Genomic DNA, 21387 nt, shown 5'->3' on the forward strand with positions numbered 1-21387 from the left:
GCCGCCTCTGGAAAGCCCAGAGACGGGAGCGGCGGGATCACCGCAGGGAGGCGGCGGATAGGAGGTGGCACTTGGCGGCTCATCGCCTGGCCGGCCTGACCGTCATTCTGGCGCTGCTGCTCGCGCTCGTCATTCCCCTATCTTCTCTCACCTCGCGAAACCATTTGTCGGCGGCCGTGCTCGACACCGGCCTGCTCAGCCCCGCGCTCGAATCCGCTGATCTCGGCGGCGACGGCGACGGCTTCGAGCTGAACGCGGGCGACGCCTTCAGCGACGACCTCCTCTACGCCTCGAACGTCGACGGCCCCGGCGACCAGCACCGCTTCTCCGGCTACGGGGTTGCCCTCCCTCAGGGCGCAACTGTGAAGGGCATCGAGGTCCGCCTCGATTGGTGGATCGATTCCGATGTCGACGCCGCGAGTCTGCAGGTCGACCTGTCGTGGGACGGCGGCGCGAGCTGGACCGCCGCAAAGGAGGACGCCGTCGAGAGCACGACCGAGCGCAGCGTCACCCTGGGCGGCCCCGAGGACTTGTGGGGCCGCGCCTGGAGCCTCGACGAGTTGAGCGACTCGAACTTCCGCGTCCGCGTCACCTGCGCGTGCTCCGGAACGTACTGTGAGGAGCGCGATTACTATCTCGACTGGGCGGCGGTCAAAATCTACTACGAGGAAGCTCCCACCCCGACCGACACTGATACGGCCACGCCCACCTCAACAGACACCGCGTCGCCGACCGCCACCGACACCGCGTCGCCGACCGCCACCGACACCGCGACACCGCTGCCTACGGACACCGAGACTCCCGAGCCGACCGCCACCGATACGCCTCTGCCGACGCCGACGCCGACGGATACGCCTCTGCCGACGCCGACGCCGACGGATACGCCTCTGCCGACGCCCACGCCTACCGACACACCTACACCCACACCGACCGACACACCCCTTCCAACTCCCACGGACACGCCCACACCGACAGATACCCCTTTGCCCGCGCCGACTGACACGCCTACGGCAACGCCTTTCGACACCGATACGCCGACGCCTACTCCCACGGACACCGACACGCCGACGCCTACTCCCACGGACACCGATACGCCGACGCCTACTCCCACGGACACGGACACGCCGACGCCGACTCCCACGGACACGGATACGCCGACGCCTACGCCCACGGACACCGACACGCCGACGCCCACGCCCACGGACACGGATACGCCGACGCCTACTCCCACGGACACGGATACGCCGACGCCCACCGACACAGCGACGCCTACCCCGACGGACACGCCAACGCCGACCGCGACCTCTACGCCGGCGGCCACACGGACAATAGTCGTCCTCCCGGGTCAGACGCTCGTCCCAGGGAGCGGTGTGCAGGGCTCACCCGACGTTCAGGAGGCAGGCGTACCTTTCGACGTGACCGTCTACGCCGTCGATGACGGCTACAACGTCATCACCTACGCCGTCGGCACCGTCTCCGTCGGCACGTCGGATCCCCACGACGTCGAACCGGGCCCGCAGGCGCTCGTAAACGGACAGGCCACCTTCGCCATCTCGCCGCGGACGGCCACCGTCAGCGGCTGGGTGGTCATGCCCACAGGCGGCCCCGGCTCCAACATCGTTTCCGACTACTACGTCGTTGCGCCTGCCGCCCCCGTCGCGACAATCGTCATCTTGCCCGGCCGGACGCTGGAACAAGGGCTGGGGGTCACGGGGACGGCCGCGAAGCAGGCGGTTAACGTTGCCTTCTATGCCCACGTCTACGCGGTCGATAGCTATTACAACGTCGCGACGGGCGCCTCCGGTCTGGTCTCGCTGACCACGAGCGATCCTTCGGACTCCGAGCCGCCGCCGGCAGGCCTCATACAGGGTCACGCCGCGTTCCTTCTCCGCTCCATGCTCGCCGGCTCCTGGGTCATATCCGTAAGCGGCGGGCCGGGGGAAAACATAGGCGCCCCCTATGAGGTCGACGCCCGCATTACGACGCTCGCCGGAAGCGGGTCCTCCGGCTCCTCCGGCGACGGCGGCCTAGCCATCAACGCATCGCTCACGAACCCTTCCGGCGTGCTTATCGACCCCTCCGGCTACACGTTCATCGGCGATACGGGCAACGCGCGCGTCCGCAAGGTCGATCTCGCGGGAATAATCACCACGGCGGCGAAGAACATGAACGGAGTCATCGGCCTCGCACCCGATGGCCGGGGGAACCTGTACATCGTGGCCCACCTCGGGCACGCCGTGTTCGGCAGGGCGCCCAACGGCTCCGTCACCCAGATGGTCGGCACCGGCATCCGCACCGGGTCGATAGACGGCGAGGGCGGCGACTCCCGCGACGATCTCGGCGACGGCGGCGACGCCTTCACGTGCTCTCTTAACTTCCCCAGCGACATCGCTCTCGACGCCGCCGGCAACCGCTACATCGCCGATAAGAACAATCACCGCGTCCGCAGAGTGGACGGCAAGACAAACGTCATCACCACCATCGCCGGGACGGGCGTCGCCGGCTCGACCGGGGACGGCGGCCCCGCGACGGCGGCAACTCTCAACCTGCCCTCTGGCGTGGCGTTCGACTCCGCGGGCAACCTGTACGTAACGGAGCAGGGCGGCAACCGCGTTCGCAAGATCACGCCCGGCGGCACAATCTCGACCGTCGCCGGCACAGGCGTCTTCGGCTACGCAGGGGACGGCGGCCCGGCGACGGCCGCGAGGCTGGGGAGCCCGTTCGGCATCGCCGTCGATAGCTCGGGCAACCTCTACATAGCCGACGCCAGCAATAGCCGGGTCCGCAAGGTGGATACGTCCGGCATCATTACCACTGTCGCCGGCAGCGGCGTGTCCGGCTTCGGCGGCGACGGCGGGCCGGCGACCGGCGCGAAGCTTAATCAGCCTATGGATGTCTCGGTTGATTGCGCCGGCAACCTGGCCGTCGCCGATACCTACAACCATCGCGTCCGCAGGCTGGAGTTTGTCGGCGGCGTCAGCGCTGGCGCAGATAGCGACGGCGACGGGCTTGGCGATTGCGCGGAGCTGACGCTGGGAACGAGCCCCTCTAACCCCGACACGGACGGCGACGGCTTCGGCGATAGGCCGGAGGACGACTACCAGGCAGTGAACACCGATACGACTGAGGACAACTGCCCTCTGGTTCCGAATCCCGACCAGCTAAACAGCGACGGCGGCGCCATCGACAACGGCGCGGTCGTCACCGGCGACGACATCACAAACCCCTGGGCCGACAACCTCGGCGACGCCTGCGATGACGACAGCGACAATGACTGGTTGGAAGACAGCGCCGAGTTTGCCGCCGGCACACACCCGACCGATCGCGACACCGATGGCGATGAGGCGCTGGACGGGGCGGAAGTCCTCCTCGGAAGCAATCCCCTTGACGCAAACAGCAGACCGTCGTGCAGCGGCATCGTCGACGCCGACCGTGACTGTCTGTCGGCGAGCGTCGAGAGCCTCTTCGGCTCCAGTGACGCCATGAAAGACAGCGACGGCGACGGCATCGGCGACGCGATTGAAGTCGTGGGCTGGGGGACGTCCCCGAGCGTGAAAGACAGCGATGGCGACGGCTGCGACGACGACAAAGAGGTGGCCGACGTCAACGGCGACGGCATAGCGAACGCGCTGGACTACGTGCGCATCGCTCAGCGGGTGTTCGGAATCCAGGATGACGACCCCAACGATGGGAACCCCGTGCCGGACCCCGTGATGCTGGTGAGCCCGGCCTTTGACATCAACAAGGACAGGTCCATAAATTCGCTTGACCCCGTTCTCGCGGCCCTGAATTCGAGCCTGGTTGAGCCGGCAGAGGAGTGCGACTGCCGCTGACCTCCTTCGGTAGCGGCTCGGAAGACGGGGCTTGACGCAGGCGCGGGTCTGGTGGAAAATGCGCGGCGTCAGGGGCTCGCTACCAGGCTGGTGGGGGAGCGCAGCCACAAGAGCAGCCGATTTAGCGTCCGGTTGAGGAGGGCAAATAGCCCTCCTTCTTCCTGTCCCGCCTCTGTCTTGGATTCCGTTCATCTCGCGTTTACTTCCCGTTCGCTGCCGCTCGATTCTGCGCGGCAAATGCTGAGAAAACGCACCGTTTCGGGCCGGGCCATCGTATAATGTGGGCGTAGCGGGCCATGCAAGCGAAAGGAGGAGCAGTATGCCGCATCGGATGCTGGCGGTCGAAGGCCGGGTGCACAGAACGGGCTACACGCTAACGGTTCGTGCGTCCTACCCGAACAGGGTCGGCATGCTGGGGAGAATAACGTCGGCGATCGGCGAGGCGGGAGGCGACATCGGCGCCGTCGACATCGTCCAGTCGACCCAAAATATGATGGTGCGTGACATAACGTTCACCGCCCACGATGTCGACCACGGCTATCAGATCATCGAGCGGATCAAAGCCGTCGAGGGCGTGCACATACGGAGCATCTCCGATCCCGTCTTTCTCCTCCACCTCGGCGGGAAAATAGAAATAGCCAACAAGGCGCCGGTCAAGACCCGCGGCGACCTTTCGGCCGCGTACACGCCCGGCGTCGCCCGCATCTGCCAGGCGATCCACAAGGAGCCGCTCGCCGTCTGGAGCCTGACGATCAAAGGGAACAGCGTCGCCGTTGTGACCGACGGCAGCGCGGTGCTCGGCCTCGGCGACATCGGGCCGGAGGCTGCCCTCCCGGTGATGGAGGGCAAAGCGATGCTCTTCAAGGAGTTCGGCGGCGTCGACGCCTGGCCCATCTGTCTCGCCACTAACGATACCGACGAGATCGTGCGCGCCGTCAAGGCGATAGCGCCGGGCTTCGGCGGGATCAACCTCGAGGATATCGCCGCGCCGCGCTGCTTTGAAATCGAAGAGCGGCTTAGGGCGGAACTTGACATACCCGTCTTCCACGACGACCAGCACGGCACCGCCGTTGTCGTCCTCGCCGGACTCATTAACGCCCTGAAGATCGTGAAGAAGAAGTTCGAGGACTTGCGGGTAGTGCTCCTCGGCGTGGGAGCGGCGGGCGTCGCCTGCACGCGAATACTGCAATCGATGGGCGTGCGGGACATCGTCGGCGTCGACCGCGCGGGCACGCTCTACAAGGGGCGAAAGGAGCACATGAACGAGGCCAAGGTCTGGTACGCGGAAAACACAAACCCACGCCGCGTGAAAGGGAGCCTCAGCGATGCTATGGAGGGCGCCGACGTCTTTGTCGGGCTATCGGGGCCCGGCCTGCTGACGGTCGACGACATCAGGAAGATGAACCGCGACCCCATCGTTTTCGCGATGGCCAACCCCGACCCCGAGATACCGCCGGAGGAGGCGCTTCCTTACGTGCGCGTCTTTGCCACCGGCCGCTCCGACTACCCGAACCAGATAAACAACGTCCTCTGCTTCCCCGGCTTCTTCCGGGGGCTGCTGGACACGCACGCCAGCGCGGTCAACGAGGAGATGAAGATCGCAGCCGCGCAGGCGATAGCCTCAACGGTGTCGGACCGGGAGCTGCACGAGGAATACATCATTCCCAGCGTCTTCAACCGGTCGGTCGCGCGGGCGGTGGCGCGGGCCGTGGCCGACGCCGCGTATCGCACAGGTGCGGCGGTGCGGCACCGTCGGAGCCAGCAGGTGCACCTCTGGCCGGCGGTCTAGCCAGGCAGTCCTGCATTTGGGGGAGTCCAGAGGGGGGTATCCCTCTCTCGCAGGGGTCTGGGCCCGCCTGCCTGCCGGTAGGCAAATGGGAAGATAAGCGTTGATGCTACGGCGACAACGTCAGCGTCGCCTATGCGCACCCGCCGCTGTGGAACGACTTCGCCGGCGGCTGCTGGGCGCCTGGCGCCACAGCTTCACGCGGAAGAGCAGGCTAACGATCTCGCTCGGCTTCAGCCGCAGCTCGACCCGTCCGTTCCGCACCGGCGCCGCGCCCAACGGACGCTCGTCGAGGGTGACGCATTCGACCCTCTCGTAGGGCTCGTTGAAGCGCACGCGCGCCCTCACCGGCCGGTCGTCGACGTTGTACAGGCGCACAACGACGCCCGATCCGTCCTCCGCGAACTTCACCGCCGAGAGTCGGACTGTCGACGGGCTCACCTCCAGCAGGCTTCCCCGCGGCGGCAGCGTTCGCTGTCCGGCGGCGGGCCGCGCCTGCATCGGCAGCGCGAAGCCGCGCGCCTCTGCGAGCGCCTCCTGCCAGCCTCCGATGTGGGGAATGAGCGCATAGTCGAACGTGTGGCGCCCCGGACACTGGGCGTCCGGCGTCTGAAGGAACGGCGGCCCAGCGAGGCCGCGTCTCGTCGTCATGTCGGCGCGGCAGAGCCAGCCGACGCAACGCAGCAGCGTGAGGGCGATGGTCGCGCCGTCCGCCCCGGGCAGCACCTCATACTCCGGCAGGCCGCGGTTCGCCAGCATCACCCCGCGCTCGCCGTCGCTCACGTCCACGAACGATTTCTGCGGGTACGTGCCCACCGGCTGCTCCAGCCACGTCTCGTCCGCTTCCGGCAGCGCCAGTGGCCGGGCGATGACGCCGAAGTGCTGCTCCGCCGCCGCGACGTCGGCAGCCACGCCTGTCGGGAAGTGTACCCGCAGACGGTGGTCGCGCGCGGCGTTGTCGACCTCCGTCCGGAACTCGACGCGGCGGACGCCGGGGTATAGTCTTACCAGCGTCTTGATCCGGCACCCGACCGTCCGAACCGACCTCCGCTCGCGCCCGCGGGCAAGCGAGACGGGGAGGCTGTACACCTGGTCGATCTGAAGTGTGAAGCGAGCGGGCCCGGACTCCGCGACTCGTATCGTTGGCGCGCGGGAAGGCGCGTCCACTATCGTGTCGCGCGAGGGCGCCCAGTAAGCGTACTCGTCGCCGCGGTCGCCGCCGTCGACGAAGCGGTTAAGCCCCTCGAAGACGCGGCCGTTCTCCTTGTCGATAACAGTGACGAGGCCGTCGCGCGCCGCCTCTACCCTGAAGAACTCGTTCTCAATCGAACGCACATCCGCGGGCGGACGCTGTCTGCGCGACCGCTCGCCGCGCAGCAGACGGAACGTCTTGTACCCGAGGGGCGGGACATCGCGGGCCACGAAGCCCACCTCCAGCCGCGGCGGCGGCTCCGCGCTCGTCATCACGTACTGTCGCGGCGGCCGCTCGATGACCTGGCACGGCGTCTCGCTGCCGTCTTCGTCCGCGGTTGCATGGGGCTCGCGGCCGTCCCGCTGCCGCCAGCGGAAGCTCACGAAGTCGGTGCGCGCCTCTTCCGACGGGTTGAAGACGACGACGCTCTGACCGCCTTCCGAGGGCGTCTGCGCGGCAATGCTTTCCAGCGCATGGCGGGTGAGGTCCTCGCCGATCTGCTCGCAGGCGTCGAAGCGGGCCGCCGTCTCGCGGTGGACGGCGTCGACGCTGCAGCCGCAGATCGCGTCGTGGTCGTGGTTCTCCAGCAAGTACTTCCAGGCCTCCCTCAGGAGGCCGGCCGTGGCAGGCAGGTCGGAAGGGTAGTAGGTGTGAGGCCCGGGAGGAATGGCCGGCTCGACCCAATCGCTGCCCAGGCGGGCGCGGAGCAGGCTCGCCCATGTGGAGAAGGGCTCCGCCCAGCGCGTCAGTCGGTCCTCGCATTGTTGATTGCGCTGCTTGATCCACATCCGCGCGGAGAGGGTTCCGGGCAGAATGTGCGAGCGGCGGCTGCTGCGGAACTCGCCGCGATACCGCGGCCACTCTCCCTCGCGACCGCGCATGAACTCGCGCACCTTGCTGAGGATCAGCGGCAGGGTGCCTTGCCTCATCTCTGCGTCTTCGAGGAACGAGTTGGCTACGGCGACGACCCGAGGCAAGTTGGGCTGCGGCATGATGTGGTCGACCCCGTTCATGATGACGAGATAGGGCGTGGTCGCCCGCGGCTCGAGGCGCCGGCGAAAGTCCTTGAGCGTCGCCGCCAGCGAGACCTCGTTGTCGGGCAATAGAGGGGCGAAGCCGTAGCCCATCGGCAAGTGGAGCGTCAGCACCTCGCTGCCGTCCGGTGCCTGCCAGAAAAACTCCGTCTTCTCCAGGTCGTCGCCGGCGCCCCGCCAGATAGCGGCGTCCTCGATCCCGAAGCCGCGCAGGAGCGCCGGCAGGTAAGCGATGTGCCCGAAGGCGTCAGGCGAGTAGCCTACCATCATCGCGCCGCCGAACTCGCGCGCCAGGCGGATCCCCCGCAGGAGATTGCGGATGAGCGCTTCGCCGCCCGCCAGGTATTCGTCGGGTGGGACGTACCAGGGGCCGATAATTAGCCGGCCGTCGCGCACAAACCGGGCCACGTTGTCACGGCGGTCGGGCCGTATGGCGAGATAGTCTTCGAGGAGGATGGTCTGCCCGTCAAGCGTGAAGTGCTTGAAATCGGGATCGCGCTCAAGCAAGTCGAGCAGATGGTCCATCAGGCCGACGAGGCGGACGCGGAAGTTCTGGAACGGGAAATACCATTCGCGGTCCCAGTGGGTGTGCGAGACGACGACGAGCTGCCACTTCGCGCCCGGCGACAGCGGCCCGACGGGTGTTCCGGCGGCGGCGGGAGCGGCAATCGATGATTGTCGGCTGCTGCGGCGTCTCGTCTCCCAGCGCCCCGACCCGGCCTCTTTAGCCATGCTCGTCGCTTCCCCTTCCGACGTTTCGAAGCGCTGCCACCGCGCTGTCGATTTGCATGAGCAGCATATCGGCTCAGGCGGTTAGCATCCACAACGCGGGGCCAGGACAGACCTCGCCCCGACCCGCCCCGCCCGGCGGCTGCGGACCCGGCGATGGAAAGCCGGGTTGACGATGCTTTAGGCGAATGATAGACTCAGTAGCGAGCAACAGCGGACGTGCTCTGCGGCCGGCTAGGTGGAGAAGTGAAACGCGGGCTCCACGGCGGGGATTGCAGAGTTATTTTTCTGTGGTGGGCGTAGCCGAGCGGATAAGGCGCCAGGTTGTGGCCCTGGAGATCGAGGGTTCGAATCCCTCCGTCCACCCCAAAACAAGCGCTCGCCCGGGGCCGACTTTCCCGTTGGCCGCGTTGCGTTTAATATTCCGGAAAGGCGGCCCCCTTGTTCAGCAACAAGAACTTCTCACGCCCTCTTCGCCGGCTACCCGTCCTCGGGCTGGCTCTGGCCTTCACGATTGCGCTTGCCTTCGCTTTCGCCGGCTGCGGCGGCGACGGAGAAGGCGACGAGGACGCCGCCACGGTCGTCGAGCGCTTCCTCGGGCTCGGACAGGAGCCGGGAACGACGATCGACGTCACGCTGGGCAGCGAGCCGGCGGGACTTCCGTCGGGGCTGCCCGAGTACCCCGGCTCTTCCCTCCTCGGATCGACGGTGAGCGAGACGCAGGGACAGAAGGGCTACACGGTCCTGCGGGAGACCTCCGATTCGCCCGATACCGTGCTCCTCTACTTCGAGGAGGAGCTGGAGAAAGACCCCTGGCAGGTGGTGCTCTCCACGTCCGTGCAGGGCTTCGCGGCGCTCCAGTTCACGCGCATCGACGACGCCACCTTCCTGGGAGGAGTCATCGTGCAGGATGCGGGCAACGGCCGCTCCACCATCCTGCTCTCGGTGCAGACCCTCGGCGGTCAGACGCCGGAGACGAAACCCTTCGAGCCCGCCGCCAGCAAGCCGCTGCCGCGCGGTTTCCCGGCGGAAGTCCCACTGTACCCCGATATGACCGTCACGGAGACGGCGTGGGCGCGCTCGTCGAGCACAACCGAGTTCCAGGTCACCTTCATAACGAAGGACCTGATGATGGACGTGCTGGACTTCTACAGGATGGAGCTCACCACTCGCGGCTGGACGGTGACCGATCAGGCCGATCAGACCGGCGGGACGGCGCTCAGCTTCGAGAGTACGGCCCTCGGCGGCACCTGGAGCGGGAGGCTCACCGTCGCCCAGTTCGAGGAGGACCCTTCCTATACGCGGGCGCGGCTTGATTTGAGCATCGGCGCGCAGGGTGAGCAGCCTTCGCCGTCGCCGACACCTGCTCCCTAGCCGCCTGGAAACCATGTGGACTATGAGATATCGGCAGACGGCCCCGGGCAAGAGACGTGCGCCTGTAGCTCAGCGGAAAGAGCATCGGTCTTCGGAACCGAGGGTCGGGGGTTCGAATCCCTCCAGGCGCACCACCGTTCAGGCCACGCTTGTTGCCCTACCCGTTGGTATGATCTAGACTTCCTGCAAAGGGGTTTTTCCGAGATCCACGTATGGCGCAGCTCTCGATAAGGGACCTTTCGATCCACTTCGGCGGTATTGTAGCCCTCGACGGCATCTCCTTCGACGTAAACGAGGGCGAGATCATGGGTCTCATCGGGCCCAACGGCGCCGGCAAGACCACGCTGTTCAACTGCATCACCCGCATTTACCAGCCAAGCCGCGGCTCGATCAACTTCGAGGGGCACGACATCCTCAAGATGGAGCCGCACGAGGTTATCGGCTGCGGCATATCACGCACTTTCCAGAACCTGGCCCTCTTTCCCAGCATGAGCGTCCTCGAGAACCTGCTCGTCGGCCAGCACGTGCTCATGAAGAGCACCCTTCTCGACTGTCTTTTCCGGCTTCCCCAGGTAGGGAGGGAGGAGAAGTTCGCCCTCAAGCGGGCCGAGGACGTGCTGAAGGTGCTGGGTTTTGAGGGGCTGCGCGATGCTCCTGTCGCCTCCCTCCCGTTCGCCGTGCAGAAACGGGTGGAGATGGCGCGGGCCCTCGTCTCGCGGCCGCGTTTTGTCCTCCTCGACGAGCCCGCCAGCGGTCTCAGCCACGAAGAGATGCAGGCTTTGGGGCGGCTAATCCGCTCCATCCGCGGCGATCTCGGCGTGACCATTCTGCTGGTGGAGCACCACATGGCGCTGGTAATGGAGGTCTCGGACAGGGTCTGCGTTCTCGACTTCGGGCGGAAGATAGCCGAAGGGACGCCGGCGCAGGTCCAGCGAGACCCGGCTGTCATTCAAGCCTATCTCGGGGAAACCGTCAGCCATGCTTAAGGTCACCGATCTCTACACCGCCTACGGCCCGATTATGGCGCTGCGAGGGGTATCGCTGGAGGTGCCGGAGGGCCAGATCGTCGCCCTGCTCGGAGCCAACGGAGCGGGCAAGAGCACGGCGCTACGCACGATATCGGGGCTGGTGCACCCCGTCCGCGGCTCCATCCAGTTCATGGGGCGCTCCATCGAGAAGAGCTCGCCCGAGAAGATAGTGCAGCTCGGCATATCGCAGGTGCCGGAAGGCCGTCAGATCTTCTTTGAGTTGACGGTTCTGGAGAACCTCCTTCTCGGCGCCTATGTGCAACGCAGCGGCCGGGCTGTGAAACAGGACCTGGAGAAGGTGTTCACCTACTTCCCGGTGCTGGCGGAGAGACGGAAACAGGCGGCGGGCACCCTCAGCGGCGGTGAACAGCAGATGGTGGCCATAGGCCGGGCGCTCATGGCGCGGCCGCGTCTTATCCTCCTCGACGAGCCGTCGCTGGGGCTGGCGCCGATCGTCGTCCAGACCATCTTCGACATAATCAAGACCCTCAACCAGAATGACGGCATCACCGTCTTGCTGGTGGAACAGAATGCGCACCTGGCCCTGCAGATCGCTCAGCAGGGATACGTCCTGGAGACCGGCAGGGTCGTTCTTCAGGACACGGGCGAGAACCTCCGCATGAACGAGGCGGTGCGCCGCTCCTATCTCGGGTACTGACGCAACGCCGCCGGGCCTTTCCCCAGATTGCTCGCCAACGCGCCCGTAGGCCGCGCTCACAAATAGGGGTTCTGGAATGCAGGAAGCGGTCCGAAGACGCCCTCTAGCCCTGACCGCGCTGCCGAGCCGATCGGCGCTCGCGCAGGCGCTTCTTGTCGTGGGCGGCGCCGCCTTTGTCGCCGTGATGGCGCAGGCGCGCGTCGGTCTCCCTTTCACTCCGGTACCTCTGACCGGGCAGACTTTCGCCGTGCTCGTGACGGGAGCGCTCCTGGGGAGCCGGTTGGGCGCCGCCAGCATGCTCGCCTACCTCGGGGCCGGACTCTTCGGGTTGCCCGTGTTCAGCGGCTGGGTCGGTGGCTGGGCGGCCGTCAGCGGTCCTACGGGAGGCTATCTTCTGGGGTTTGTCGCCGCCGCTTTCGTCGTCGGCTGGTTCGCCGAGCGAGGGTGGGACTGTGACCTCCGGGCCGTCGTGCCCCTGCTCGTGGGCAACGTCGTCATCTACGCCGCCGGACTGCCTTGGCTTGCCCGCTTCGTCGGCCCCGATGACGTCATCCAGTCCGGCCTGCTGCCCTTCATTCCCGGCGACCTGCTGAAACTTGCCGCCGCTGCTTCCGCGTTGCCTGCCGGTTGGGCGCTGGTGCGCCGGTTCCGGATGCTTTGACGTAACCACGCGGGCAGTTTCTCTCCACTCTTTCCGTTTTTCCTCCTGTTTTTGGCCAACTCTTCTTGATCAGAGCTTGCGATTCGCGAATACAGGCACTAGAATTAGCGATCATAAAATAACTGTTCGTTTAAGAAGAGAAAGGGGGGTAAAGGAAGAACAGCGGCTGAGACGGTTTCTGCCCACGTGTAAGACCTTAAGTTGTTCCTGGAGGAGGGCCATGAACACAGAGGGTAACTACTGGCAGAGGGCTCTTTCCAAGAGAGTCTCGAGACGGAGGATGCTGGCGACCACTGCGCTTGGCGCGTCCGGGCTGGCAGGCGCCGCCGCCATCCGCTGCGGAGGCGACGAAGAAGCGGGACCGCCGGAAGGGGCGACGCCCTCGCCGTCAACGGAAGTGCCGACGCCCGGCGGCACGTACATCGGCACCATGTCCGACCTCTACAACCAGGACCCCCACAAAGCCACCGCTTTCCTTACTCACGTATTCGCGTCCTGGATATACAGCCGCCTGATGCGGTATGACTCGGTGCGCGGCGAGCTTCCTCCCGAGCGCTGGCACAAGGCGGTGCCGGAGCTGGGCGAAAAGGTCGAGAACCCGGACCCGCTCACCTACACCTTCAAGCTGAACCAGGCCGCGAAATGGCAGAACATCGACCCCACGTTCGGCCGCCCGGTCACTGCCGAAGACGTCGTGTTTTCCTACAATCGCTACCGCGATCTCTCCAAAGTCCAGGGCGGTCTCACCATCTTGGTCGACAGCGTCACCGCCCCCGACAGCCAGACGGTCACCTTCAAGCTGAAGCACCCCTTCGCGCTCTTTCTCACGCGCATCGCCTCCTATCAGGACCTCTGGATATTGCCGCCGGAGCTGATCGAGGCCGACGGCGACGCCGAGAAGCGTTCCGTCGGCTCGGGGCCCTTCATTCTTGACCACTACCGCCGGTCTGTCGACTTCGAGTTTGTGAAGAACCCCGACTACTGGGAGACAGACCCTGAGTTCGGAATGCAGTTGCCTTACATCGACCGGCTGCGACTGCTGATAATTCCCGATCCGAATGCGGCCTTGAGCCAGTTCGTTGCCGGCAAGCTGTTTGGCATAGCCGTCCAGCCCAAGCTGGTGCCGGAAGCGATGAGCGCCGTCCCCGAGGCGCGCCTCGGCCGGGGGCTCAGGAATCTCGCCAGCTTCTTCTACTTTGAGCCCGGCACCTACACCTCCGGCCAGGCGCCCTTCAACGACGTCCGTGTCCGCAGGGCCGTCTCGATGGGGATCGACCGCGACGGCCTGCTGGCGCTTGTACGGGCGCCCATGGACGCCGAGGGCGGTGAGTGGTGCACCATGGTGCCGGCCGGCCTGGGGAAGCAGTGGTGGGTCGATCCTAAGAGCGAGGAGATGGGCGACGCGGCGAAGTGGTACAAGCACGACATCGCCGAGGCGAAAAAGCTCCTTAGCGCCGCCGGCTTCCCTGACGGCTTCGACACCAAGCTGCACTACAGCAGTACGGTGTACACCACCCTTATTCCGTATTATCCGGTCGTCGCCGAGGCCTTCCCCACGCTTATGCGCGACATCGGCGTCAACATCACCGCCGTGCCGGAAGACTACATCGGGCAGTACTTCCCCCAGACCTACAGCCAGGGCAACTTCGACGGCATGGCCTGGGGGCTGCAATCGGTGTTCACCGACGTGGTGGCCTACCTCTCGGTGAGTTTCCTGCCTTTCGGTGAAGGCGGGTACCGGAACATGTCGCGCGTGGACGACCCGGAGCTCGTGGCGATGATCGAGGACATGTCGCGGCAGGAGGAGGTCGAGGCAGTGCGGGAGAAGTCCGCCGAGATCCAGCGTTACGTCTCAGATCAAATGTATTACATCCCGGGGATAAACCCCATCGAGTACACGGTTGCCCACCGGCGCGGCAGCGAACCCGTCAACATCACAGGCCCTTCCGGCGGCTACGGATGGGGGACTGAGATCTCAATGTGGGGGTGGATAAAGCCGGAGTTCCAGAACCTGGGATAGGGGAAAACGGGCCAACCAAAAGGTACTGAGGGGTGGTGCGATAGCGGACGGGATGATGTATACTGCGCTCCAATAGAACGCACCGAACTGCAGGCCTTCGATGGGAACATTTGCTGGCAATCTGACCGGATCGGGTTGTTGAACGATCGGCGCCTCAGGGATGACCCCTTGAGGCGCTAGTCTTCTCGTGCGTCGCCTGCCGCGGTCACAGCGTCCAGGCGGCGTCGGAATGGCGCCGGTTTAGAGGTAGTCCCTCAAAGGAGGAACGTCATGGCAAACAATAGGCAATTCTGGCAAGACCGGCTGGGAAGAAGAGTCTCCCGCCGTCAGGCCCTGCGGGGGGCCGCCCTCTCAGCGGCCAGCGTAGCGGGGGTGGCGGCAATCCGCTGTGGAGGAGACGAGGAGACGCCGGGCACGCCCGAGGGCGGGACGCCTCTGCCGGGGCGGGAGACCCCGACTCCCGGCGGCACCTACATCGGCACCATGGCAGACCTGTACAACAGGGATCCCCACAAAGCCACGGCCTTCCTCACGCACGTCTTCGCTTCCTGGATATACAGCCGCCTCATGCGCTACGACTCCACCCGCGGCGAGCTGCCGGAAGACCGCTGGTACAAGGCAGTGCCGGAGCTGGGCCAGGAGGTGGAGAACCCGGACGAACTCACCTACACCTTCACCCTCAATCCGGCCGCGAAGTGGCAGAACATCGACCCGACGTTCGGCCGCCAGGTCACCGCCGATGACATCGTCTTCTCCTTTAACCGCTACCGCGACCTCTCCAAGGGACAGGGCCAGCTCGCGCTCGTCGTCGACAGCGTCAGTGCGCCCGACAGCGGGACGGTGACCTTCAAGCTGAAGCACCCCTTCGCGCTCTTTCTCACCCGCGTCGCGTCCTACCAGGACCTCTGGATACTTCCGCCGGAGCTCATCGAGGCCGATGGTGACGCCGAGAAACGTTCCGTCGGCTCGGGGCCCTTCATCCTCGACCACTACCGGAGCTCCGTCGATTTCGAATTCTTGAAGAACCCCGACTATTGGGAGACGGACCCGGAATTCGGGCTACAGTTGCCCTACATCGACCGGCTCCGCCTTCTCGTCATACCCGACCCGAACGCGGTGCTGAGCCAGTTCATAGCCGGGAAGCTCTTCGGCATAACTACCCAGCCCCAACTGGTGCCTGAGGCGCTCAGCGCAGTCCCCGACCTGCGGATCAACCGCATGCTGAGGAACCTGGTCAGCTTCTTCTACTTCGAGCCCGCCACCTACACTTCGGACAAGGGGCCGTTCAACGACGTCCGCGTGCGGCGCGCCATCTCCATGGCCATCGACCGCGACGGCCTGCTGGCGCTGGTGCGGGCGCCCATCGACAAGGAAGGCGGCGAGTGGTGCAACATGATACCGGCCGGCCTGGGGAGACGGTGGTGGGTCGATCCTAAGAGCGAGGAGATGGGCGAAGCGGCGAAGTGGTATAAGCACGACATCGCCGAAGCGAAGAGCCTCCTCAGCGCCGCCGGATACGCAGACGGCTTCGACACCAAGCTGCACTACAGCAGCACCGTGTACACGAACATCATTCCGTACTACCCGGTGGTCGCGGAGGCCTTCCCCACGCTCATGCGCGATATCGGCGTCAACATTACCGCCGTGCCGGAAGACTACATCGGACAGTACTTCCCCCAGACCTTCAGCCAGGGGAACTTCGACGGCATGGCCTGGGGGTTGCAGTCGAACTTCACCGATGTCGTGGCCTACCTGTCGGTGAGCTTCTTGCCCTTCGGCGAAGGCGGGTACCGGAACATGTCGCGCGTAAACGACCCCGAGCTGATCGCGAAGATAGAAGACATGTCGCGCGACCCGGACGTTGAGTCGGTGCGGGAGAAATCGGCGGAAATCCAGCGCTACATATCGGACCAGATGTACTACGTGCCCGGGCTGAACGCCATAGACTACGGCATCGGCCATCCTTGGGGCAGCGAGGCGCTCAACAAGACCGGCCCCGCCGGCGGCTACGGCCTGGGCACGGAGACGTCGATGTGGGGGTGGATCTACCCCGAATACCAGAACATGGGCTGATCCGGGCAGGGAAAGCGCCCGCGCAAACGGAAACACGACGAGGGAGGGACATCATGGCCCGATTCTGGCAGGACGCAGCGAGGAAGAAGGTCTCGCGCCGCCGCGTGCTCAAGGGAGCGGCGCTATCGGCGGCAGGCATTGCCGGCGCGGCCGCGTTCGCCTGCGCCGGCGACGAGGAAGGGGGGACGCCCGGCGTCCCGCCCTCGCCCACGCCCTCGGAAGAGCAGGAGCCCGTAATCGGCGGTATGGGCAACGGCACCATGGCCGACCTCTACAACATGGACCCCCATAAGCCCATCGCCTTCCTCACCCACGTCTTCGGCTCCTGGACGTACAACCGGCTCATGCGCTTCGCGACTCAGCGCGGCATCCTTCCCGACGAGCTGTGGTACGAGCCCGTGCCGGAGCTGGCGCAGAAGATCGAGAACCCGGAGCCGCTCACTTTCATCTTCACGCTCCACCCCGAAGCCAGGTGGCACGATATCGACCCCGTCTTCGGACGCGAGGTCACGGCAGAAGACGTGATCTACAACTACGAGCGCTTCCGCAACCTCTCCCCGAACAAGGACGACTGGGCGATGGTCGACAGCGTTACCGCCTCGCCGGACACGAAGCAGATCACCATCAAGCTCAAGCACCCGTACGGCCTGTTCCTCAAGCGCGTCGCTTCCTTCAATGACCTCTGGCTCGTAGCTCCTGAGCTAATTGAAAAGGACGGCGATGCCGAGAAGAGGGCGGTGGGTTCCGGGCCGTTCATTTTCGAGCACTACAGGCGCTCTGTCGACTTCCTGTGGCGCAAGAACCCGGACTACTTCGAGAAGGACAAGTGGGGTAACCGGCTGCCCTACCTGGACGGGCTCCACCTCTACGTCATCCCCGATCCCAACACCGTAATGTCACAGTTCCTGGCCAAGAAGCTCGACGCTACATACGTCCAGGCAGCCCTGCTCAACGACATACGGGCGCAGGCGCCGGAAGCGCGCATCAACAAGAACCTGCGTAATCTCACGAGCTTCCTCTACTTCGAGCCGGCCAGTTACACCGAGAACAAGCCGCCCTTCAACGACATCCGCGTCCGTCGCGCGATATCGATGGCGATCGACCGCGACGGCCTGTTGAAGCTGATATCGCCCGAAGAGGGCGGCGAGTGGCCCAACATCATCAGCGCGGGCATGGGACGCAAGTGGTGGGTCGATCCCAAGAGCGAGGAGATGGGCGAGCCCGGCAAGTGGTACAGGTACGACCCGGCCGAGGCCAAGGCGCTGCTAAAGGCGGCGGGGTACGAGGACGGCTTCGAGTGCCGCTTCCACTACAGCTCCACCGTGTATACCAACATCATCACCTACTACCCGGTGGTCGCGGAGGCGCTGCCCGGCCTGATGAGAGAGGTAGACATAAGGCTCACCTCCGTCCCCGAAGACTACATAGGGCAGTACTTTCCCCAGACTTACAGCCAGGGCAACTTCGACGGCATGGCGTGGGGCCTGCTCACGGTGCTGCCCGACGCCGCCGGCTACATCGAAATGAGCTATCTTCCCTGGGGGAAGGGCGGCGCCCGCAACATGTCGCGCGTCGACGACCCTGAGCTGGTCCGGAACATAACCGATGCTGTGCAGACGTGGGACGTCGACGAAGTGTGCCAGAAGCTGCGCCAGATACAGAAGTACGTCTCCGACAAGATGTACTACGTTCCCGGCGTCAACCCTTATGAATACAGCGCAAGCTGGCCCGTAGGCGGCGGCGGCGTCAATACCTCCGGCCCGACGACCTATTCGTTCGGCACTGAGGGGACGATGTGGGCCTGGCGGTACAAAGGAATGTAGAAGTCTACTTCCCCTTAAGGACTTGTGGGAGTATCATGAATTCCCTTCTTGAAGGGAGATGAGGGAACAGAAGCGGTCCGGCTGGCTGTCAGGAACAGCGGGCACGTTTCTTCCTGACGTGTGGGGGGTATAGGTTACCTTGGGTAAGTACATCATCCGGCGTCTCCTGATGGTAGTCCCCACCCTTATCGGTGTCACCATCATCGTCTTTTGTCTCGTGCGCTTCCTCCCCGGCGACGTCGTGCAGCAGATATCAGGCGAGAGCGCGCAACTGACTGAGGAAGAGCGCGCCGACGTCAGAAAAGAGCTGGGTCTAGACAAGCCGATATACCAGCAGTACTTCATCTGGCTCTCCGAGGTCGTGAGGGGCGATCTGGGCGAGTCGCTGCAAACGAAGGTCAGCGTCGGCAGCGAGTTGAAGAACCGCCTGCCGGTGACGATTGAGCTGGGGCTGCTCGCCCTCATGATCTCCCTGTGCGTATCCCTTCCCATAGGCGTCTTCGCCGCAATACGCCAGGACACGATATTGGACTACGTCGCCCGTAGCGGCGCCATCGCCTTCCTCTCCATACCCTCCTTCTGGATGGGCACTCTGGTGATGGTCTTGCCCAGCAAATGGTGGGGGTGGGCGCCGCCCTTACAGTACTACGACCTCTGGGACAAGCCGGCCGAGAACCTCTACATGCTCATCATCCCCGCCGTGATCCTGGGGATGCTGCTCTCGGGGACGGTGATGCGCATGACGCGGGCGCAGATGCTGGAAGTGCTGCGGCAGGACTACGTCCGCACCGCCTGGTCGAAGGGGCTGCGGGAGCGGACGGTCGTAGCGCGCCACGCGATCAAGAACGCCTTTATCCCGGTCATTACCATCGTCGGCCTGCAGATTCCGGTGCTGGTCGGTGGCACGGTCATCCTGGAGAGTATCTTCAGCATCCCGGGCATCGGCCGTTATCTCATGTTCTCCATCGCCTCCCTTGACTACCCGGTGGTGCAGGCGATCAACCTGATCGTGGCATCCGTGATCATTCTGACGAATCTGGCGGTCGACATCACGTACGGCTACCTCGACCCACGCATTAGGTATACGTAGGAACAGGAAGGTCTGGCCATGGCAACGGTTGGCCAAGCACAGGCAGAAGCGGAAGCGTACTGGTATTTCCGGCCGGAGCGCAGCCTTCTCTCGCGTGTCCTGCGCGGTCTCTGGTGGTTCACGCGCCGGAAGCCGCTGGGGGCATTCGGCGGCTTCATTGTGGCCGTGATGATCCTCGTCGCCATCACCGCCCAGTGGATAGCTCCCTACTGGTACGACGACCAGTCATGGGCGGAGGCGATGCAAGATCCCTCGTTGCAGCACCCCTTCGGCACCGACGATCTGGGCCGCGATATGTTGAGCCGCGTCATCTACGGCGCAAGGGTGTCCGTAGTCATCGGCTTCTCCGCGGTCGCCATGTCGGCGCTCATCGCGACCATCGTCGGCACTGTCTCCGGCTATTACGGCGGCTGGTTCGATTCCGTTTTCCAGCGGTTGGTGGACATCTGGATGTCCTTCCCGGGCCTGGTGATCCTGGTGACGGTCATATCCGCTTTCTCGCGCAGCGGCGACCCCATACACCGTATCTTCGCCATTACCATCGTCTTAGGGACGATGATGGCCGCGGGATCATCGCGCGTCATAAGAGGGGCAACTATAGCGATGAAGAACAATCAGTACGTGGAGGCGGCGCGCTGCGTCGGCGCGAACGACGCCCGCATACTGATGCGGCACATCCTGCCCAACGTCTTCGCCGTCATCATAATCCTCGCCACCGTCCAGCTCGGTGGGGCTATCCTTGTCGAGTCCTCCATCAGCTTCTTGGGATGGGGCGTCCCGCCGCCGTTCCCCTCCTGGGGGCAGATGCTGAGCTTTAAGGGCATCCTCTTCATGCGGGCCCACCCCTGGCTGGCGCTGTGGCCTGGTCTCGCCATCGCCCTGGCGGTCTACGGCTTCAACATGCTGGGCGACGCCCTCCGCGACGTGCTGGACCCCCGCCTGCGGGGCAGCCGCTAGCGCTCCGCTTCTCGCCCGTCGCGGGCCGAGGGGCCGATATCCCTTTTTCTGTCCGCTCTGGTAGTCTAGTCTCAGCCAGAGCGCCGCGATGAAGACAGGGAAAACCCCCCACGACTTGCTCAAACGCCTGCTCTCCTCGATCTCCATCGAAAATGAGCGGGTCCTCGTCGGTCCGGCGCCGGGCGAGGACGCGGCAGCCGTCGCCGTGGGCGGGCGTCTCGTCGTCGCCTCCATCGACCCGATCACCTTCGCCTCCGACCTCATCGGCTGGTACGCGGTGCAAGTCAACGCGAACGACATCGCCGTCATGGGAGCGAAGCCGGCCTGGTTCCTGGCCGCCGTCCTGCTTCCCGAGGACGCGGCGCCAGCGCTCGCCGAAAGCATCTTCGGCCAGATGCTCGCCGCCTGCAACGAGCTGGACATCGCGCTCATCGGCGGACACACGGAAGTGACGCACGGGCTGGAGCGGCCGCTGGTCGTCGGGGCGATGCTAGGGGAGACCGAGCGCGTCATCGAGAGCAAGGGCGCGCGCGAGGGCGACTGTCTGATCCTGACGAAGGGCGTGGCCGTGGAAGGGACGGCGCTCCTGGCGCGAGAGGCAGACGAGAGGCTTCGCGCCGCGGGGGTCGGCGAAGAGACGGTCGCGAGGGCGAAAGAGTTGCTGTTCAAGCCCGGGATCAGCGTCGTGCGGGAGGCGCTGCTCGCCGCCGAGACAGGCCTCGTGCACGCCATGCATGACCCGACGGAGGGCGGCCTCGCCACCGCGGTCCATGAGCTGGCGGAGGCGGCGGGGCTGGGCGCCGAGGTCAGGATCGACACTGTACGAGTCCTCCCGGAGACGGCCGCCATCTGCGGCGCTCTCGGCCTCGACCCGATGGGACTCCTCGCGTCGGGCGCTCTTCTTATCGCCGTCGCCCCCGGGGATTGCGAAAGGGTTGCAGACGCGCTCAGAGCCTCAAAAACCGATGCCGCATGCATAGGTTCGCTGGTTTCTCGGGGGCAAGGGGTTATAATGAATAGAAACGGGCGGATGGGCCCTCTTCCCCGTTTTGACCGGGATGAGCTGGCCCGCTTTCTAACAGGGAGTCAGCCCGAACGCCGTTCGGCGGATCACAGTCAGGAGTGACCG

13 protein-coding genes and 2 tRNA genes are annotated in these 21387 nt (G+C 65.1%); 14 read left to right on the plus strand and 1 reads right to left on the minus strand.

Translation table 11 applies throughout. The annotated features are described in order from the left end of the window. Nucleotides 1-71: 71 nt before the first annotated feature. Nucleotides 72-3833 carry a hypothetical protein gene (locus tag QME71_02485; protein MDI6857165.1) on the plus strand — a complete coding sequence of 1254 codons (3762 nt, stop codon included), beginning with the start codon at nucleotides 72-74 and terminating at the stop codon, nucleotides 3831-3833. 319 nt (nucleotides 3834-4152) lie between these two features. Next, on the plus strand, nucleotides 4153-5622 hold the full coding sequence (locus tag QME71_02490; GenBank protein MDI6857166.1) for a malic enzyme-like NAD(P)-binding protein: 1470 nt from the start codon (nucleotides 4153-4155) through the stop codon (nucleotides 5620-5622). Between the two features lie 120 nt (nucleotides 5623-5742). On the opposite strand, the gene QME71_02495 is transcribed toward QME71_02490, so the two are convergent. Next, nucleotides 5743-8577, minus strand: coding sequence for a glycoside hydrolase family 38 C-terminal domain-containing protein (locus QME71_02495; protein MDI6857167.1), 2835 nt, complete (start codon nucleotides 8575-8577; stop codon nucleotides 5743-5745). A 290-nt stretch (nucleotides 8578-8867) separates the two neighbouring features. Here QME71_02495 and QME71_02500 point away from each other — a divergent pair. From QME71_02500 to QME71_02555, 12 genes are all read left to right on the plus strand, one after another. Next, a tRNA-His gene (locus QME71_02500) sits at nucleotides 8868-8943 on the plus strand. Nucleotides 8944-9015: 72 nt separating this feature from the next. Next, complete coding sequence (locus QME71_02505) at nucleotides 9016-9948, plus strand: hypothetical protein (protein MDI6857168.1); 933 nt, start codon at nucleotides 9016-9018, stop codon at nucleotides 9946-9948. A 58-nt stretch (nucleotides 9949-10006) separates the two neighbouring features. Continuing rightward, nucleotides 10007-10082, plus strand: a tRNA-Arg gene (locus QME71_02510). Nucleotides 10083-10160: 78 nt separating this feature from the next. Beyond that, complete coding sequence (locus tag QME71_02515) at nucleotides 10161-10934, plus strand: ABC transporter ATP-binding protein (protein ID MDI6857169.1); 774 nt, start codon at nucleotides 10161-10163, stop codon at nucleotides 10932-10934. After that, entirely contained in the window at nucleotides 10927-11634 is a 708-nt protein-coding gene (locus tag QME71_02520) for an ABC transporter ATP-binding protein (protein ID MDI6857170.1), read from the plus strand. The genes QME71_02515 and QME71_02520 overlap by 8 nt, the downstream gene beginning before the upstream one ends. 76 nt (nucleotides 11635-11710) lie before the next feature. After that, nucleotides 11711-12295: a biotin transporter BioY gene (locus QME71_02525; GenBank protein MDI6857171.1), complete on the plus strand. Its 585-nt coding sequence runs from the start codon at nucleotides 11711-11713 to the stop codon at nucleotides 12293-12295. A gap of 220 nt (nucleotides 12296-12515) precedes the next feature. Continuing rightward, entirely contained in the window at nucleotides 12516-14315 is a 1800-nt protein-coding gene (locus QME71_02530; GenBank protein ID MDI6857172.1) for an ABC transporter substrate-binding protein, read from the plus strand. Between the two features lie 270 nt (nucleotides 14316-14585). After that, nucleotides 14586-16388 carry an ABC transporter substrate-binding protein gene (locus QME71_02535; protein MDI6857173.1) on the plus strand — a complete coding sequence of 601 codons (1803 nt, stop codon included), beginning with the start codon at nucleotides 14586-14588 and terminating at the stop codon, nucleotides 16386-16388. A 53-nt stretch (nucleotides 16389-16441) separates the two neighbouring features. Then, the gene (locus tag QME71_02540; protein ID MDI6857174.1) at nucleotides 16442-18211 is read left to right on the plus strand and encodes an ABC transporter substrate-binding protein; all 1770 of its coding nucleotides are present in this window, start codon (nucleotides 16442-16444) and stop codon (nucleotides 18209-18211) included. 139 nt (nucleotides 18212-18350) lie between these two features. After that, entirely contained in the window at nucleotides 18351-19301 is a 951-nt protein-coding gene (locus QME71_02545) for an ABC transporter permease (protein MDI6857175.1), read from the plus strand. Nucleotides 19302-19319: 18 nt separating this feature from the next. Continuing rightward, a complete protein-coding gene (locus QME71_02550) occupies nucleotides 19320-20258 on the plus strand; it encodes an ABC transporter permease (GenBank protein ID MDI6857176.1) in 939 nt (312 codons plus the stop codon). Between the two features lie 88 nt (nucleotides 20259-20346). After that, nucleotides 20347-21384 (plus strand): AIR synthase family protein, encoded by a 1038-nt coding sequence (locus tag QME71_02555; GenBank protein MDI6857177.1) that lies wholly within the window; start codon nucleotides 20347-20349, stop codon nucleotides 21382-21384. The last annotated feature ends 3 nt before the right edge of the window (nucleotides 21385-21387 follow it).

The organism is Dehalococcoidia bacterium (assembly GCA_030018455.1).
In the GTDB taxonomy this organism is placed as follows: Bacteria; Chloroflexota; Dehalococcoidia; order DSTF01; family JALHUB01; genus JASEFU01.

What these genes read in the sequence shown, in the direction of transcription:
- QME71_02490 (MDI6857166.1), top strand. Translation starts at nt 4,153, where the DNA reads ATGCCGCATCGGATGCTGGCGGTCGAAGGCCGGGTGCACAGAACGGGC.
- QME71_02495 (MDI6857167.1), bottom strand. Translation starts at nt 8,577, where the DNA reads ATGGCTAAAGAGGCCGGGTCGGGGCGCTGGGAGACGAGACGCCGCAGC.
- QME71_02515 (MDI6857169.1), top strand. Translation starts at nt 10,161, where the DNA reads ATGGCGCAGCTCTCGATAAGGGACCTTTCGATCCACTTCGGCGGTATT.
- QME71_02520 (MDI6857170.1), top strand. Translation starts at nt 10,927, where the DNA reads ATGCTTAAGGTCACCGATCTCTACACCGCCTACGGCCCGATTATGGCG.
- QME71_02525 (MDI6857171.1), top strand. Translation starts at nt 11,711, where the DNA reads ATGCAGGAAGCGGTCCGAAGACGCCCTCTAGCCCTGACCGCGCTGCCG.
- QME71_02530 (MDI6857172.1), top strand. Translation starts at nt 12,516, where the DNA reads ATGAACACAGAGGGTAACTACTGGCAGAGGGCTCTTTCCAAGAGAGTC.
- QME71_02535 (MDI6857173.1), top strand. Translation starts at nt 14,586, where the DNA reads ATGGCAAACAATAGGCAATTCTGGCAAGACCGGCTGGGAAGAAGAGTC.
- QME71_02540 (MDI6857174.1), top strand. Translation starts at nt 16,442, where the DNA reads ATGGCCCGATTCTGGCAGGACGCAGCGAGGAAGAAGGTCTCGCGCCGC.
- QME71_02550 (MDI6857176.1), top strand. Translation starts at nt 19,320, where the DNA reads ATGGCAACGGTTGGCCAAGCACAGGCAGAAGCGGAAGCGTACTGGTAT.
- QME71_02555 (MDI6857177.1), top strand. Translation starts at nt 20,347, where the DNA reads ATGAAGACAGGGAAAACCCCCCACGACTTGCTCAAACGCCTGCTCTCC.